Genomic DNA, 15,738 nt, shown 5'->3' with positions numbered 1-15,738 from the left:
GGCTGATACACCGCCTTCGCGAGCAAGCCCGCTCCCACAGGGTTTTGTGAAAAGTCAGATTATTTATGCATCCGCATCAATTCCGGCAGCCCGATCTTCAGCAGCCGTGCCGTACGACTCCTGGCCAGCTCCTCAACACCCTCATGCTCGGTCAGGCGGGCCATTTGCGCCGCCATGTTCATCACCAACGCTTCACGGGAGTAAACCCCGCCACCGAGTTGATAGACCGACGCAATCAACTCTCGCAGCTCCAGCGGCAAGCGCCAGCGTGTACGCAACGCCGAACCGTAGGCCGCACCAAACTCCGCCAGCGCGTCACCGATTTCCTCCCACTCATCCAGCTCACCACCAGCCTGCTTCCACTCCTGCAAACAACGCAGCAACGCCAGATCGCCAAGCCGGTGCAGCATGCCCGCGCAGTAGCAGCGCTCCTGATCCAGATCGAGCAGGCGCGCCAGGGTGCGGGCGTATTCGGCGGTGTGCAGCGACAGCCCCCAATAGCGCTCGGCGTAATCCGCCAGGCACGGGTCACTGAGTCTCGCGCTGCGTTTGAGCGCCAGGCCGAGGATCAGGTTCATGCTCTGCCCGGTGCCGAGGCGGTGCAGCGCCTGCCCCAGGGTCTGCACCGCCACACCATGATGTTGCGCCGCACTGTTGGCGGCGGCGATCAGCACGGCGGTGATCTGCGGATCGGTGCGGATCTCTTCTTCGAGCAGCTTCAGGTCGAGGCCATTGGGGTTGAGGCTGCGTTTGACCGCCACTTGCACATCGGTCATCAATGGCGCGCCGTCGGCCTGCTCGCGACGCCGCTCAAGGAACACCGACAAGGTCATGCCCGGCGCCAGCGTCGGCACTTCGCAGAACACCTCTTCACCCGCATTCAGCAGCAAACCCTGCAGCCGCTCGGTCAGACTTTCCATGTTCAGCGGTTTGGTCAGATAGGCCGTCGGGGCCAACGGGATGGCTTCGCGCACGCTGGCGCTGTCGTTGCGACTGCTCATCAGAATGAACGGCAGCGGCGGATTGCGTTTGCGCTGGCGCACGCTGCGCAGCACGCTCAAACCATCAATGCCCGGCAACTCCCAGTCGACAATGGCCAGGTCATAAGGCACTTCGCTGAGTAACGACATGGCTTGCTGGCCATCGGCACACAAGTCCAGCCGCGCATCACAGCGCACGTTGAGCAACACTTGTTTGAGCAGGTCACGAGACCATGGGTCAGCCTCGGCAATCAGAACTCGGGGTACGGCGGGTAAATCAACGGCGGTCATGCGCGCTCTCCCTTGCAATGCCTGAACCTTAGCCAATGCTGGCCTATCGATACAGCGCAAAAGCGTTTGATGTGTATCAGGGGCATAAAAAAACCCGCCGAAGCGGGTTTTTTGTCGAACGGATCACACAGCGCCGGGGCTTACAGCTCCGAGAAGCACTCTTCGATGATCGCCAGACCTTTGTCCAGTTGCTCGTCCGGCGAGGTCAGCGGTACGAGAACGCGCAGCACGTTGCCGTAGGTGCCGCAGGACAGCAGGATCAGGCCCTTGTCGCGCGCCTTGGCCACGACAGCCGCAACGGCGGTCGGGTTCGGCTTGTGGCTGTCGCCGTTTTCGAACAGCTCGACCGCGATCATCGCGCCCAGCGCACGCACTTCACCGATCACCGGGTACTTGGCCTGGATGGCCTTCAGACCGGTTACCAGACGCTCGCCGACAGCCTTGCAGCGGTCCAGCAGTTGCTCTTCTTCGAACACTTCCATCACGGCCAGCGCCGCAGCGCAAGCGATCGGGCTACCGGCGTAGGTGCCGCCCAGGCCGCCCGGAGCGATGGCGTCCATGTATTCGGCCTTGCCGCAGACACCGGCGAGCGGGAAGCCGCCAGCGATGGATTTGGCGAAAGTGGTCAGGTCGGCAGCAACGCCCATCTGTTCCATGGCGAAGAAGGTCCCGGTACGGCCAGCGCCGGTCTGCACTTCGTCAGCGATCAGCAGGATGCCGTGCTGGTCGCACAGGGCACGCAGACGCTTCATGAATTCTTTCGGCGCGACGTAGAAACCACCTTCACCCTGCACAGGCTCGATGATGATCGCGGCGATGTCTTTCGGCTCGGCGTCGTTCTTGAAGATGCGTTCGATGGAAGCGATCGAGTCGTCGATGCTTACACCGTGCAGTTCGTTCGGGTACAGCGCGCGGAAGATGCCGCCTGGCATCAGGCCCATGCCGGCCGAGTAAGGCACGACCTTGCCGGTCAGGCCCAGGGTCATCATGGTGCGACCGTGGTAAGCACCGGTGAAGGCGATCACGCCGGCACGGCCAGTGGCGGCACGGGCGATTTTCACGGCATTTTCCACGGCCTCGGAACCGGTGGTCACCAGCAGGGTTTTCTTGGCGAAATCACCTGGCACCTTGGCGTTGATCTTTTCGCACAGCTCAACGTACGGCTCGTAGGCCAGCACCTGGAAGCAGGTGTGGGTCAGCTTGTTCAGCTGTTCGGTCACGGCGGCGATGATTTTCGGGTGCACGTGGCCGGTGTTCAGCACAGCGATACCGCCGGCGAAGTCGATGAATTCACGACCTTCAACGTCAGTCACGGTAGCGTTCTTTGCCGATTCAGCGAAGATCGGGTGAATCTGGCCAACACCACGTGGAACAGCTGCGGTACGACGGGCCATCAGTTCAGCGTTAGTCTTGCTCATTACAGTCCTCATTCACCGCTCATCGGGCGGCGTGGTTCAAGGATTAAGCGGGAGGAATCGGCGGTGGCAGCATGCGATGATCGACTGCCACGGCGTTCCCGGCCGCAGAGAAAATTCCGGTTTGAAACGACGCAAAGGGACAGCGCTCTCGTGCCCTTTGCGTTTACAGCGATCTTCTACCGAGGCTTAGATGCCCAGGCAGAGGTATTTGATTTCCAGGTAATCTTCGATGCCGTACTTGGAGCCTTCACGGCCCAGGCCAGAGGCCTTGATGCCGCCAAACGGCGCGACTTCGTTGGAGATCAGCCCGGTGTTGACGCCGACCATGCCGTATTCCAGGGCTTCCGCTACACGGAACACACGACCGAGGTCACGAGCGTAGAAGTAGGACGCCAGACCGAACTCGGTGTCGTTGGACATGGCGATCACTTCGGCTTCGTCTTTGAAGCGGAACAGCGGCGCCAGCGGGCCGAAGGTTTCTTCCTTGGCGACAGCCGCGTCTTTCGGCACGTTGGTCAGGATGGTTGGCTCGAAGAAGTTGCCTTCCATCGGCTTGCCACCGGCCAGCACGGTGGCGCCTTTGGCCACGGCGTCAGCGATATGCTCTTGCACCTTGGCCACGGCTTTTTCGTCGATCAGCGGGCCAGTGGTGGTGCCTTCTTCCAGACCGTTGCCGATCTTCAGCTTGGCCACCGCCACTTTCAGCTTCTCGGCGAACGCGTCGTAGACCGAATCCTGAATGTACAGACGGTTGGCGCAGACGCAGGTCTGGCCATTGTTGCGGTATTTGGAAATGATCGCGCCTTCGACGGCCTTATCCAGGTCCGCGTCGTCGAACACGATGAACGGCGCGTTGCCGCCCAGTTCCAGCGAGACTTTCTTGATGTCCTTGGCGCATTCGGACATCAGCTGACGGCCGATTTCGGTCGAGCCGGTGAAGGACAGCTTGCGCACGATCGGGTTGCTGGTCAGTTCGCTGCCGATGTCGCCGGCGCTGCCGGAGACCACGCTGAACACACCTTTAGGGATGCCGGCGCGCTGCGCCAGTTCAGCCAGTGCGAAGGCGGAGAATGGGGTTTGCGACGCAGGCTTGAGCACCATGGTGCAACCGGCGGCCAGCGCAGGGCCGGCTTTACGGGTGATCATCGCCGCCGGGAAGTTCCACGGGGTGATCGCTGCAGTCACACCGATCGGCTGCTTGATCACGATCAGGCGCTTGTCCGGCTGGTGGCCCGGGATCACGTCGCCGTAGATGCGCTTGGCTTCTTCGGCGAACCACTCGATGAACGAAGCGGCGTAAACGATTTCGCCCTTGGCTTCGGCCAGCGGCTTGCCCTGCTCGAGGGTCATCAGACGCGCGAGGTCGTCCTGGTTCTCGATCATCAGTTCGAACCAGCGACGCAGCTTGCCTGCACGCTCCTTGGCGGTCAGTGCACGCCAGGCCGGCAGCGCTTTGTCAGCGGCTTCGATGGCACGGCGGGTTTCGGCGGCGCCCATTTTCGGCACGGTGCCGAGAATTTCGCCGGTGGCCGGGTTGTTGACCTTGATCGTCTGACCGTTGTCCGCATCGACCCAAGCGCCATCAATGAAGGCTTGCTGGCGGAACAACTGGGTATCTTTAAGCTGCATGTCGGCTTTCCTTAACAGCACCGCGGCCTGCGCGGAGCAAAATTATGATTGTAGAAAGGCGCCTCGCAAGGCTGCCGTCAGGGAAATCATCTACCGGGTGAGGCGCAGCGATCGTGCGTTATTCACAGCATCTGCGCATCCACACCCCGTCAAAGAGCGTTTGAAATCTCAAACGGATCGTAGGAGCAAAGGGGGTAAAGGACAATAGGTCGTTCGAAAAAAAGAACAAAATCCCAGCGTTTGCTGGTTTTTTCAGATCAACGAGCAAAAAGCCCCGGCCGCAGCCAAACCATAGATCAGCCAGGAAAAAGCGCCAAGCGAGGGTTTTGCAGGACGTTACAGCTTTAAGGAATGCAGCGTTTCACACCGACACGCGCACTGACAAAACCCGCCAAAACCCGGCATGGACGCCCCGAGCCGACCTAGGTATGATGTCGCCCGCTGCACCAGTAGCTCAGCTGGATAGAGTACTGCCCTCCGAAGGCAGGGGTCGTGGGTTCGAATCCCGCCTGGTGCACCACTGATTTAAACGAGAAAGCCCCGGACTGTGATGGTCCGGGGCTTTTTTGTGGACGTTGGTTTTTTCTGGCAAATGATTACGCAAGACTTGGCCAGACGGGGCAGTTGTCAACTTAGAGTTGACAACTGCCCCGGTCGACGGACTAAACGTTATCGACGAAATCTTCGGCATTTGCCGCCCATGACTGAAGCTTCTACCTTATGCAATGCGCTAAGAGATGTCGGTCGGGAAAACTAGCAATCCCATTCGAAACTCAAAACCAAGGAGGTGATATGACCAAAATGTGGATGATCCGTGGCGAGTCTGGTCGCCTGTACGATGACTTCCGTGAGCGTGGCGTGGTCGCAATCGGGTGGTCGCAGCTCGCACCGCTTGCCAAGCCCGGGATGTCGCGCAAGGAAGTCACTCGCCTCTATCAAGACATTGAGCCCAACATCAAACCCGGCACCGCCATATCAGGCGCATCGCAGGTTTGGCGCTTCATCAACGAAATACAGCCCGGCGATTGGGTCGTTACCTACTCTCCCGCCAACCGCACCTATCTTGTCGGCAAGATCACGGGCGATTTCAAACACAACCCTGACTTGGCCGACCTCGGCATGTCCCTGACACGCCCAGTGCAGTGGATAGATCAAGAGGTTGATCGCGACAGCCTCACTTCAGCCAGCAAAAACAGCCTCGGCTCAACCCTCACGGTGTTCGTCGTTCCGGATTTTGCACTCCAAGAACTGAAAGCGATGGCAGCTGGCAACAAGCCTCCTGCGCTACCTCCAGTCGAAGAAGAATATCCGGACAGCGATCCTCTGGCAGGTATGGAAAGTCTGGCGCTTGAACGAATCAAAGATTTGATCAGCGCTTTACCGTGGGACGATATGCAGCACCTTGTCGCCGGTATTTTGCGAGCGATGGGCTACAAGACGCAGGTCTCTCCGGCGGGACCTGATCGCGGGAAGGACATCATCGCCTCACCGGATGGATTCGGCTTTGAGAATCCACGAATCATCGTGGAGGTTAAGCACCGCAAAGAGCAGATGGGCAGTCAGCAAATCCGCAGCTTCCTTGGTGGGCGGCACAAGGATGATCGCGGACTTTATGTGAGTACCGGCGGTTTCAGTAAGGACGCCTATTACGAAGCTGAGCGGGCAAATGTACCGCTAACGCTTTGGACATTGGACAACCTCGTACGCGCATTGATTGAGCATTACGGCCAGACCGATTCGGAGACCAAGCGGTTGATACCGCTAAAAATGACGTACCTGCCTGTTGCTGTCTGACATGCTGATGTACTAACTCTCGAACGATATCCGGCCAGACTTTCCAAAAAGGACAACCATCAAGTAAAACTTGACGGTTCGAGCCTCGTACTTGAGTCGGGTCAGGTAGCTTTCTTGGGTAGTTTCTGAGGTGGTTTCTTGGGCAGTTTCTTGGGTAGCCCCAAGAAAATCGATCGTTGTTTTTCTAGCATCGCTGTCCGACACCCTCAGCGCTCAGTACTTTGGGGGGAGCTCCATGGTTATCCGTCACTCCGTCGTCCAGTCAAACTCATCGTAATCGTCGTCTTCCTCTTCTTCCCCAACCTCCTCAAAAACCTCGTCTTCTTCCACGACGTCTTCTTCCGACTGGTTCAGCAGAAACTCCTTGCGCGCCTCGGTAATCGCGCGCCGCATCTCCTCGCCCTTCTGCGGGCAGTTGAGGAGTTGGGCGATGCGGTCGATTTTTGCTGCCACGTTGTTCTCCAGCGATTCAGCTATGGCCCGATAGTGCGCGTTTTTGCGGGGCAATGCCAAATGGCTGGGCGAACAGGGCGGTCAGTTCTTCTGGATTTTTTCCAGTCGGGCGTCGAGGTCGGCGTTCGGGTAGCGTTTGTGCAGGTTGTTGAACAGGGTGTCGGCCGCTTTCGATTGGCCGGATTCGCGCAGGCGCAAGACTTCGCGCAGTTGTTCGTCGAGGCCGTTGGCCGGGGCGGCGGCGCGTTTGCTGGTTTTGGCTTCATCGGCGCTGAACGCCTCGCTGTGCATTGGCGCGGCCATTTCTGCCATCGGCGCGGGGGCGGACAATGCTTCGGGGGCTTGTTTGCGCGCCAGTGGCGCAGCCGGTTTGGCCGCCGGTGCGAAGTCGAATTGCGGTTTTGGCTCAGGCGCACGTTGCACCAGCGACAGCATCAGTGCCACACCGACCACGCTGGCGAATGCGACCTGCCAACGCGGTTTCTGACAGGCCCGCAGCCAGCGTTGCCACAGGCCTGGCTTGGGCACGGGTGTTTCGCGGTGAGCAGCATTGAGGATGAACGCATCAAGGTGCGCCGGCGGTTCAACATTGTGCTGTTCGCGTACATGTTTGATCACAGATTCTTCGGGTGTCTGGCGGGCGTCAGTCATGTCAGTACCTCCTCGGCCAGCAGCCGACGCAGTTTTTGCTGGGCGTAGCGCAAGCGGCTCTTGACGGTTTCCAGCGGTGTTTCGGTGAGGCTGGCGATTTGTGCCAGGTCGAGGTCGCCGTGGGCACGCAGCAGGAACACTTCACGCTGGTCGGCAGGCAAGGTTTGCAGAGCGCTTTTCAGGCGCTGGCTGTCGCGGCTGAGGTTCAGTAATTGTTCGGGATCATTGGTCTCGTCGCCAATCGCATGCAGCTGTTCGTCGTAGCTGTCGTGCAGCGGCTGATGTGCGCCGTGTTTGCGCCAGTGATCGATCAGCCGATTGCGCGCAATCTGGAACAGCCATGTACGAAACGTCGCCCGGCCCTGTGGCTGACTGGTGCTGCGGATCAGGCTCAGCCAGGTGTCCTGAAACACTTCGTCAGCCAGTTCAGGTTTGCCGCTCAATCCAAGCAGAAACCGATACAAACCCTGACGATGGCGCGCGTACAGAATCTCGAACGCCGCGCCGTCGCCCTCGCGATAACGCGCCAGCAGCGTTTCATCGCTGCTGGCGGCCGCGCTGTCTGGCGTAGCAAACAGCTGACTGATGAAGCCTTTCAACCGGCTCACTATTCAATCCGTCGCTCAGTGGGCATCGCATTCGATGCGGTTGAGGCGCGCAGGCTTTGCGCCAGTTCCACCAGTTGCACGAACTCGTTGCGCAAGCCGAAGCGGTCCTCGCCCCTAGCGCCACGGGCCAGGGTTTCGGTGTCCTTGAGCCTGAAGTCGCCGGTGTAGCGGGCGTCCTTGAGCTGCTGGGAAAACGCCGCCACCGCCGCCGCGAAACGCAGGTCCTCACTGGCCGGTGCGAGCTGATTGGCAATCGGCCGCTCGATCAGCAGACTTTTCCCACCTTCGGGCTGTTGATAACGCACACGCAGCATCGCCAATTCTCCATCCTTCGCAGCAACCACCTTCTCCGATTTACCGTAGCGCAGCGGTTCCAGCCAGCCCTTCTCACCTGTCGGAACAATTTCATACAGCGCGGTCACCGTGTGTCCTGCGCCGACTTCACCGGCATCGACTTTGTCATTGCTGAAATCCTCACGCTTCAAGGTGCGGTTTTCGTAGCCAAGCAGGCGATATTCACTGACCTGCGCCGGGTTGAACTCCACCTGCAATTTGACGTTTTTCGCCACCACCGCCAGGGTCGAACCGAGTTGATCCACCAGCACTTTGCGCGCCTCGCGCAGGTTGTCGATGTAGGCGTAGTTGCCGTCACCGGCGTCGGCCAGCTGCTCCATCAAGTGTTCATTGTAGTTATCCACACCGAAACCCAGGGTGGTCAGGGAAATCCCGGTTTTGCGTTTATCCACAGCCATTTGTTTGAGGCTGTCGAAGTCGCTCACGCCGACGTTGAAGTCACCGTCGGTGGCCAACAGGATGCGGTTGATGCCTTTGGGGATGAACGCCTGCAGCGCCATTTGATAGGCCAGTTCGATGCCCGACGCACCAGCGGTTGAACCGCCTGCGGTCAATTGCTCGATGGCTGTGCGAATTTTGGCTTTCTCGCGTCCGGACGTTGGCTCCAGCACCACACGGGATTCGCCGGCATACACCACCAGCGACACCCGATCCTGTTCGCGCAACTGATCGACCAGCAGTTTCAATGTGCTTTTCACCAGTGGCAGCCCTTCGCGGCGATCCATCGAGCCGGACACATCCACCAGAAACACCAGATTCGCCGGGGCCAGCTCCGCCACAGCCCGGTCAGAGGCCTTGATGCCGATGCGCAGCAGGCGGGTGTGCGGATTCCATGGCGTGGCGGCCAGTTCGGTGGTTACGCCGAAGGGCGAACCATCGCTGGGCAGCGCGTAGTCATAGGGAAAGTAATTGACCATCTCTTCCAGTCGCACCGCGCCTTCAGGTGGTAAACGCCCTTGATTGAGCAAACGCCGGACATTGGCGTAGGCGCCCGTATCGACGTCAGCGCTGAAGGTCGAGACCGGAGCCTCGTCCACGCTGTGGATCGGGTTGTCGGCCAGCGCCTGATACTGCTCGCGCTGCTCGTCGCGATAGCCTTGTGGATAACTTTCCTGGGCGGGCATCGCCGCGAAACTGGCAATCGGCGCCGGACGCGCACTGCGCTTGGCCAGCGCACTGTCGGTAACGAGCGCCTCATGCTGAATCGACGCCTGTGGCTGGGCCGGCGCCGGAACGGCAGCCGATTCGGGATTGGAAGACACGCCGCAACCGGCGACGGTCAACAACACACCGACGGCAACGGGTCGCAGAAAAGGCAGGGAGCGGGACATGGGGGCTGACCTCGGGATGAAAGTGATCCATTCATCCACTGAGACGGGCAGCCCTTTCAGATCGGGTTAAACGCCGCTGAAAATTTTTTCAGCGGTGATAACGCCGTACCACGCTGCTGTTACGCAGCACGTGACCTTTGATTTTGTCCATCAGCTCGGCGCGGGTCAGGCCGGCGGGCAAGGCGTCCGGGGCAAGATCCAGGGCATAGATCTGAATGATGTAGTGGTGCGCACTGTCGCCAACCGGCGGGCATGGCCCGATGTAATGGGTGGTGCCTTTACTGTTGGTGCCGCCCACGCCTTCAAGACTGGATTTGGCGCCGACGCCGGCCGGGATCTGCCGGGTGGTGGCCTTGATGCCGTAGTGAATCCAGTGATCGACGCCAGCGCCTTTCTGGCCGTCCGGGTCGTGCATGACGATCGCGTAGCTCAGAGTGCCGGCAGGCCCGGCGTTCCAGGCCAGTGCCGGGGACTGGTTCTTGCCACCGCAACCGGTCGCATCGCTCGCGGCGGCCGAGGTGAACAGACGGTTGTCCGAGACACCGGGGATGTCGAGGGTAAAGCGCTCGGCCGCCTGCGCCGGAAACTGCACGCAAAGGGCGACGGCGACGGCCGCCAGCCAAGGGTTGAGAGAGGTCAATCGGGTCATTCCGGGAGTACCTTGTGCAGTTGGGCCTTCGTCGGCCTGCAAACTATAGCTGTACCGTTCGTACCTTGGCAGTGGCAATTGGCTGAACCTCGCACGGCGGCGCAAACTCGTAAGAGAAATGCCTGTCAGGAGCACGAACATGAGCCTGCACCGTGTCGCCCGTGTCGCCGATGTCCCCGAAGACCGTGGCCTGCAAGTCGAAATCGGCGAGCGCAAGATTGTCCTGCTCCACGCCAATGGCCAACTGCGTGCATTTCAGGGCGAATGTCCACACGCTGGCGCGCCATTGGCTGACGGCGCGTTGTGCAACGGACGCCTGGTCTGCCCGTGGCACAAAGCCGCGTTTCGCGCCGAAGACGGCGCGTTGTGCGAACCACCGGCCCTCGACAGTCTCAAGCGTTATCCGATGGAACTACGCGGCGAGGAAGTCTGGGTCGATGATCAACCGCTGCCGGATGCTCACACGCCTCCGGCCGATGATTCACGCACCTTTGTGATTGTCGGCGCAGGTGCAGCGGGCACGGCATGTGCGGCAGCTCTGCGGGAAAAAGGTTTCGGCGGCCGGATCGTCATGATCGACCGCGAAGCGGACGCCGGTTACGACCGCACGGTGCTGAGCAAATTCGTCCTCGCCGGCGAGATGTCGGCGCAGGAAACCCCGCCGCTGCGCGATGAAAGCTTTTATAAGGAGCAGCGCATCGAACGCCGACAAGGCGAAATTTCGGCCCTCGACACAACAACGAAAACCCTGCATTTGAAGGATGGCCAGACCCTTGGTTACGACGCCGCGGTGCTCGCCACCGGCGGCGAGCCTAATCCGCTGCAACTGCCCGGCGCCGACCTGCCGCAGGTGTTCGTCCTGCGCTCGAAAGCCCAGGCCGAACAGATCATGCGCACCGCCAAACCCGAACAGCGGGCGCTGATCATCGGCGACAGCTTTATCGCCCTCGAATGCGCCTCGGCCCTGCGTCAGTTCGGCCTCGACGTCACGGTCATCGCCCGCCACGCCATCCCGTTTACCGCGCAGTTCGGCGAAGCGGTGGGCAAGGCGATCCGCGCGCTCCACGAACAACACGGGGTGAAATTCATCACCGATCACGAAGCCCGGGAAATCACCGGTGATGGCAAAGTCGAGGCGGTGCTGCTGGACAACGGTTTGCGCGTTTCGGCGGATCTGGTGCTGGCGGGGGTTGGTGTGCATCCGGCCACAGAAGCGTTCGCTTCGCTGCCAAGGGAGAAAGACCAGTCACTGCGCGTCGATGCCGGTCTGCGGGTCTGCGAAGGTCTATGGGCGATTGGCGATATCGCCACGTTCACCCTGAGCGGCCAGCCGCAACGCATCGAACATTGGCGCCTGGCCCAGCAGCACGCACGCATCGCTGCCGCCAACATGTTGGGCGCCGATGAGCATTATCTGGATGTGCCGTTTTTCTGGACCTGGCACTTCGGCAGGAACTACGACTACCTGGGCCACGCCAGTCAGTGGGATGAAATCGAGTTCAAAGGCGAGCCCGAGCATCCGCCCTTTATTGGCCTGTTCGGCCACAACGGCGTGGTGGTTGCCGCTGTGGCTTGCGAGGAGGAGCGGGCCATGGCGATGCTGGCCGAACGGATAAAGCAGCCGCTCACCATGGAGGAGGCTTGGCGGCTGATTCGCAGCTGAACGCTCGACGATGTGGAAACTCAGGTGGGCCGATTTATCGGATCACGGTTTGCGTCATCCTCGGCGTGCAGAAAGATCACCCGGGGATGTTCCAGCGGCGCCAGCGGTGGCGGCAATTCCGTCGGTGCCAGTGGACGAAAGTTCAGCACCACATGGCTGATATCACCTTCCTGGTCGTTGTGGATGGTCATCACTCCTGGGGTACGCAGCTTCTCCAGGCGGTCATCGCACAGGCGGAAACTCTTGCTCAGCCCTTCGTCATCGACCACCGGCGCCGGCAAGCGACGCTGGGCGAAGCTTCTGCTTTTGCGCTGCTGATAACGCGCCCAACCAATCAGGATCACTGCGTTGACCAGCGCTACCCACAGGTAGATTTGCAAGGTGCCGAGGGCGTCGAACGCCGAGCTGTCGATGCGTGGTCCACCGGCGTGAGTCTCGATCAGCGGCCACAACCCGCGAATCAGCAGAAACAGCAGGCCGACCCAGGCCACCACCGTGAGGATCACGTCGATCACGACCAGAAACGGCCGCTGGCGGGTCCGGATGATTTTCATTTGATGACCTCCTCTTCGTCGTCGCCGACCGGCTTGATACCGCGGTCAGGGCTGACCCAACGCGCACGCTTCTGGTGTTGGCCAAACAGAACCTTGGGGAAACTGACCAAGGTGGTGAGCAGGCTGACCAGCCAGAACGCGATCGGATACCAGACCACCCAGAACATGGTTCGGCCCAGACCCGGTTCATAGCGCCGATCGATGATGATGCTGACCGCGAATTGCACCAGGCAGACAAACGCCAGCAACAGGCCGGTGAACGCCGGGGGCATCAGGTGATGCACGGCAATCGATTCCGGCATGACCACGAACTTGCCGACGCCCCAGAAAATCACCGACAGCAGGAAGGTGAAGGCCCAACCGGTTGACAGGCAATATTCGAACAGCAGCGGCCACAGGTAACGATGGCGGTACTGCCAGATGCCGCGAATGTTCTTGAACAGCACCTCGGCGCCACCCTGCGCCCAGCGCAGGCGCTGCTTCCACAGACCGCGCAGGGTTTCCGGCATGAGGATCCAGCACAGCGCGCGCGGCTCGTAGAAGATGCTCCAGTGATCGAGTTGCAGCTTCCAGCTGATGTCGATGTCTTCGGTGATCATGTCCGGGCTCCAGTAGCCGACCCGGTTCAACGCGGTACGACGAAACGCGACGATCACCCCGGACACGGTGAAGATCCGCCCGAACACCCGTTGCGTACGCTTGATCAGACCGATGATCGACGAGAACTCGCCGACCTGCACCCGCCCGACCAAGGTCGAACGTGTGCGGATGCGCGGGTTGCCGGTCACTGCGCCAAGCCGCGCGTTGTCGAGCATCGGCGCCACCAGATAGGCCGCCGTGTTAGGCGCCAGCAGCGCGTCACCGTCGATGCACACCAGATATTCGCTGCGCGCAGCAATGGCGCCCATGCGCAGGGCAACGGCCTTGCCCTGGTTTTCCGCCAGGTGCAGCACGCGCAGGCGCGGGTCCTCCTGGGCGAGCCGGTCGAGCACTTCGGCGGTGTTGTCCTTCGAGCCGTCGTTGATCGCGATGACTTCGATGTTCGGATAGTGCTGGGCCAGCGCCGCGTGAATGGTGTCGGCAGCGTTTTCGCCTTCGTTGTAGCAAGGGATCAGGATCGAGATCAGCGGCTCGCCTTCCAGTGGCGGCGGCAAAGTGTCGTCCTTCCATGGCCAGTGGCGTTCCCAGTGCAGCCAGAAATACAGGCCGCCGGCAATCCACAGACCGGACATGAACAACGGGTAGAAGAACACGAAGTCCATCAGGAATTGCCCGGTGACCAGGAAGATCAACCCCAGCGGCACGCCGAGGACGAGCGCCAGAACAAGCAGGGCTAACAGTCTATCCAGCATGTCATGGGTTCCATTTGTTGGAGAGCGCAGGCCTTACGGTTTTCAGGTCCGGCAGGTTGTCGAGGAAGTTGTCCGGGTAGTAACCGAAACTGGTCGCACCCTGACGCTTGAGCCGGCCCATCCAGTCGGCCAATTGGGCGCCGTCGATGTCGGCCTGATCCTTTTTCGTCCAGTCGCGAGCCTGCAGTTCGAAGACTGTGCGATCCAGTGCACCGGGGCGCTGTTTGATCTTCGCCACCAGTTCTTCAAGCCACGGGCCGGATTGCGCCTGGGTCTGTTTTTCCATCAGTGGCATGGCCATCGGCGCCGTCCAGTCGTAGGTCACGAGGAAATCGTCGAGGTTCTGCGCAAACCAGGCTTCGCTCTCAGGATTAAGCACTGGCTCGGCGAAGATGTTGCGTGCGGTCAGCACTTGCGGGCCACGGATCGCACGTACCTTGGCGGTCAGCTCATTGGTGAATTCGATCAGGTATTGGCTCTTGAACCGCGTCCAGCGCTGCATGGCTGCCGGATCATCCCGAAGCGCCGCAATGGACCCCGGCAAGCCATGCGCGGCATAAGCCTTCAGGGCCTCGGGGCTGGCGTCTTCGAAGTCCGAGAGCACCGCGTCGTCGTGATAAAGAATGCCGTCGACCGAGGTCAGGCGCGCCACATCTTCGTAGATTTCACCGATGATCTGCCGTACTTGCGGATCGAATGGCGACAGGCGCTGATACTGGCCCGGATCGACCGAAGTGGTGCCGGTCTGCGGATCCCAGCGCGTGACACGCGGCAGCTTCGAATCGAGGCCGAAACTCAGGACCGGCATCCAGGCGAACACTTTCACGTGCGCCCGAGTGCGCAGTTGCCAGGCGACACGGTCAAAGATGTCGGCGCGCACCGGCAGGTGACGGTTAGGGAAGTACAGCGAGTGCACCAGTCCGTCGCCCTTCGGATCGGCGAAGGCCTGCAGGAACACGGTGTTGGCGCCCATGTCGGCCATGCGCTGGATCAGCTTGCCAAGGTTGATTTCCTGCTGCGCCGGGTCCGGGTCGTAAACGTTGTCCAGATCGACATGGACCACACGCATGGTGAAATCCGACTGCGCCGCGACGATGCTGTTGGCGAAATGCTCGCCATCAGGATCGGAGGCGACCAGAAAGCGCGGGCTGCTCATCAGGTTGTCGAGGGCGTCCAGACCGTCATCCAGGGTCAGGGCCATTTCGTAGCCCTGCTCGCCGACCACGGTCAGCGAAGTACCGTCCGCCGTGCCGTAGGGCCAGACCCAGACTCGCGGTTTTTTGCCGGTGACCTTGCGGATTTTTTCCGAGATGGCCGCGACGTCATTGCGTATCCGGGCACGGAACTCCTCTTCGGATTCGTAGCGTTTGGTGAGCGGATCGTAGCGACGCGTCGCCGCCGCCGGCTGCAGGTTGCCCTGCGGGTTGGCAAGAACACCTTTGTGGTTGGCGTCGGTGTGTGCGGCGATTTCCACCAGCCCCGATCGCGAAATCTCGCGCACCTGATCCCAGGTCAGGAAGTCGGAGCGTGCGCGGGGTGCACCGGCAAAATCCACTGGCTGATTGAGCGGGGTGTCGATCCAGGTGCCGACCGGGGCCAGCAAGGCGTGCCAGTTGTAGGCACGCAGCACCGGCAACACGCGGGTATAGAAGCTTGAGTAACCGTCGTCGAAGCTGAGCAGGATCGCTTTGGCTGGCAGTTCCGGGCCGCCCTTGCGCGCGGCCATGATCTGATCGACGGTGACCGGCTGGTAGCCGTTCTCGCGCAGCCAGGCCAACTGTTCGATCATGCGCTCGGTGCGCACCGCCACCACGGCCTGATCGGGGTCGCGATCTTCGACGTCGTGATAGGCGATGCCCAGCACGTGGTTTTTCGGCCACGGTTTTTCACTGGCCGCCACCGGACGTTGCGACGGCGGCGCGAAGGCCGGGGCTTGCTGGGCGCAGGCGCTGATCAGCAGCACTCCCAGCAGAAGGATGAAACGCGTCATCAAAGGCATCTTCAAACTCTT

Annotated in this window: 13 protein-coding genes and 1 tRNA gene; 3 read left to right on the top strand and 11 right to left on the bottom strand. The window is 60.7% G+C overall.

All coding sequences use genetic code 11. From position 1 onward, the window contains the following. Positions 1-59: 59 nt before the first annotated feature. From ACM6I7_RS06660 to gabD, 3 genes are all read right to left on the bottom strand, one after another. Positions 60-1,271, bottom strand: a complete 1,212-nt coding sequence (locus ACM6I7_RS06660; RefSeq protein ID WP_414888199.1) for an HDOD domain-containing protein — start codon at positions 1,269-1,271, stop codon at positions 60-62. A gap of 140 nt (positions 1,272-1,411) precedes the next feature. Beyond that, positions 1,412-2,689, bottom strand: a complete 1,278-nt coding sequence (gabT, locus tag ACM6I7_RS06655) for a 4-aminobutyrate--2-oxoglutarate transaminase (protein WP_003220503.1) — start codon at positions 2,687-2,689, stop codon at positions 1,412-1,414. Positions 2,690-2,875: 186 nt separating this feature from the next. Then, a complete protein-coding gene (gene gabD / locus ACM6I7_RS06650; protein ID WP_007963502.1) occupies positions 2,876-4,318 on the bottom strand; it encodes an NADP-dependent succinate-semialdehyde dehydrogenase in 1,443 nt (480 codons plus the stop codon). 443 nt (positions 4,319-4,761) lie between these two features. Here gabD and ACM6I7_RS06645 point away from each other — a divergent pair. Further along, positions 4,762-4,838, top strand: a tRNA-Arg gene (locus tag ACM6I7_RS06645). 272 nt (positions 4,839-5,110) lie between these two features. Next, on the top strand, positions 5,111-6,112 hold the full coding sequence (locus ACM6I7_RS06640; protein ID WP_150369365.1) for a restriction endonuclease: 1,002 nt from the start codon (positions 5,111-5,113) through the stop codon (positions 6,110-6,112). Between the two features lie 246 nt (positions 6,113-6,358). Here the strand turns inward: ACM6I7_RS06640 and ACM6I7_RS06635 are convergent, their stop codons facing one another. The 5 genes from ACM6I7_RS06635 to ACM6I7_RS06615 form a co-directional block, all read right to left on the bottom strand. Beyond that, on the bottom strand, positions 6,359-6,589 hold the full coding sequence (locus tag ACM6I7_RS06635; RefSeq protein WP_414888209.1) for a hypothetical protein: 231 nt from the start codon (positions 6,587-6,589) through the stop codon (positions 6,359-6,361). A 57-nt stretch (positions 6,590-6,646) separates the two neighbouring features. Further along, complete coding sequence (locus ACM6I7_RS06630) at positions 6,647-7,216, bottom strand: hypothetical protein (RefSeq protein ID WP_150369363.1); 570 nt, start codon at positions 7,214-7,216, stop codon at positions 6,647-6,649. Then, entirely contained in the window at positions 7,213-7,794 is a 582-nt protein-coding gene (locus tag ACM6I7_RS06625) for an RNA polymerase sigma factor (protein WP_223849608.1), read from the bottom strand. Before ACM6I7_RS06625 ends, ACM6I7_RS06630 begins: the two co-directional genes overlap by 4 nt. Positions 7,795-7,823: 29 nt before the next feature. Then, positions 7,824-9,509, bottom strand: coding sequence for a vWA domain-containing protein (locus ACM6I7_RS06620; protein ID WP_414888198.1), 1,686 nt, complete (start codon positions 9,507-9,509; stop codon positions 7,824-7,826). A gap of 88 nt (positions 9,510-9,597) precedes the next feature. After that, positions 9,598-10,158: a YbhB/YbcL family Raf kinase inhibitor-like protein gene (locus ACM6I7_RS06615; RefSeq protein ID WP_115988485.1), complete on the bottom strand. Its 561-nt coding sequence runs from the start codon at positions 10,156-10,158 to the stop codon at positions 9,598-9,600. Positions 10,159-10,297: 139 nt separating this feature from the next. On the opposite strand from ACM6I7_RS06615, the gene ACM6I7_RS06610 reads away from it, so the two are divergent. Continuing rightward, positions 10,298-11,821: an FAD-dependent oxidoreductase gene (locus ACM6I7_RS06610; RefSeq protein ID WP_027611136.1), complete on the top strand. Its 1,524-nt coding sequence runs from the start codon at positions 10,298-10,300 to the stop codon at positions 11,819-11,821. Positions 11,822-11,841: 20 nt separating this feature from the next. On the opposite strand, the gene pgaD is transcribed toward ACM6I7_RS06610, so the two are convergent. From pgaD to pgaB, 3 genes are read right to left on the bottom strand one after another with little or no spacing between them, the layout of a single operon-like run. Then, a complete protein-coding gene (gene pgaD, locus ACM6I7_RS06605) occupies positions 11,842-12,375 on the bottom strand; it encodes a poly-beta-1,6-N-acetyl-D-glucosamine biosynthesis protein PgaD (protein WP_414888197.1) in 534 nt (177 codons plus the stop codon). Then, a complete protein-coding gene (gene pgaC / locus ACM6I7_RS06600; RefSeq protein ID WP_007961454.1) occupies positions 12,372-13,727 on the bottom strand; it encodes a poly-beta-1,6-N-acetyl-D-glucosamine synthase in 1,356 nt (451 codons plus the stop codon). The genes pgaD and pgaC overlap by 4 nt, the downstream gene beginning before the upstream one ends. A gap of 1 nt (position 13,728) precedes the next feature. After that, positions 13,729-15,726, bottom strand: coding sequence for a poly-beta-1,6-N-acetyl-D-glucosamine N-deacetylase PgaB (gene pgaB, locus ACM6I7_RS06595; protein WP_414888196.1), 1,998 nt, complete (start codon positions 15,724-15,726; stop codon positions 13,729-13,731). Positions 15,727-15,738: the final 12 nt, after the last annotated feature.

This window comes from Pseudomonas sp. IT-93MI4 (genome assembly GCF_949767635.1).
Lineage (GTDB): Bacteria > Pseudomonadota > Gammaproteobacteria > Pseudomonadales > Pseudomonadaceae > Aquipseudomonas > Aquipseudomonas putida_A.
This window is presented reverse-complemented; position numbering and strand designations above follow the sequence as displayed.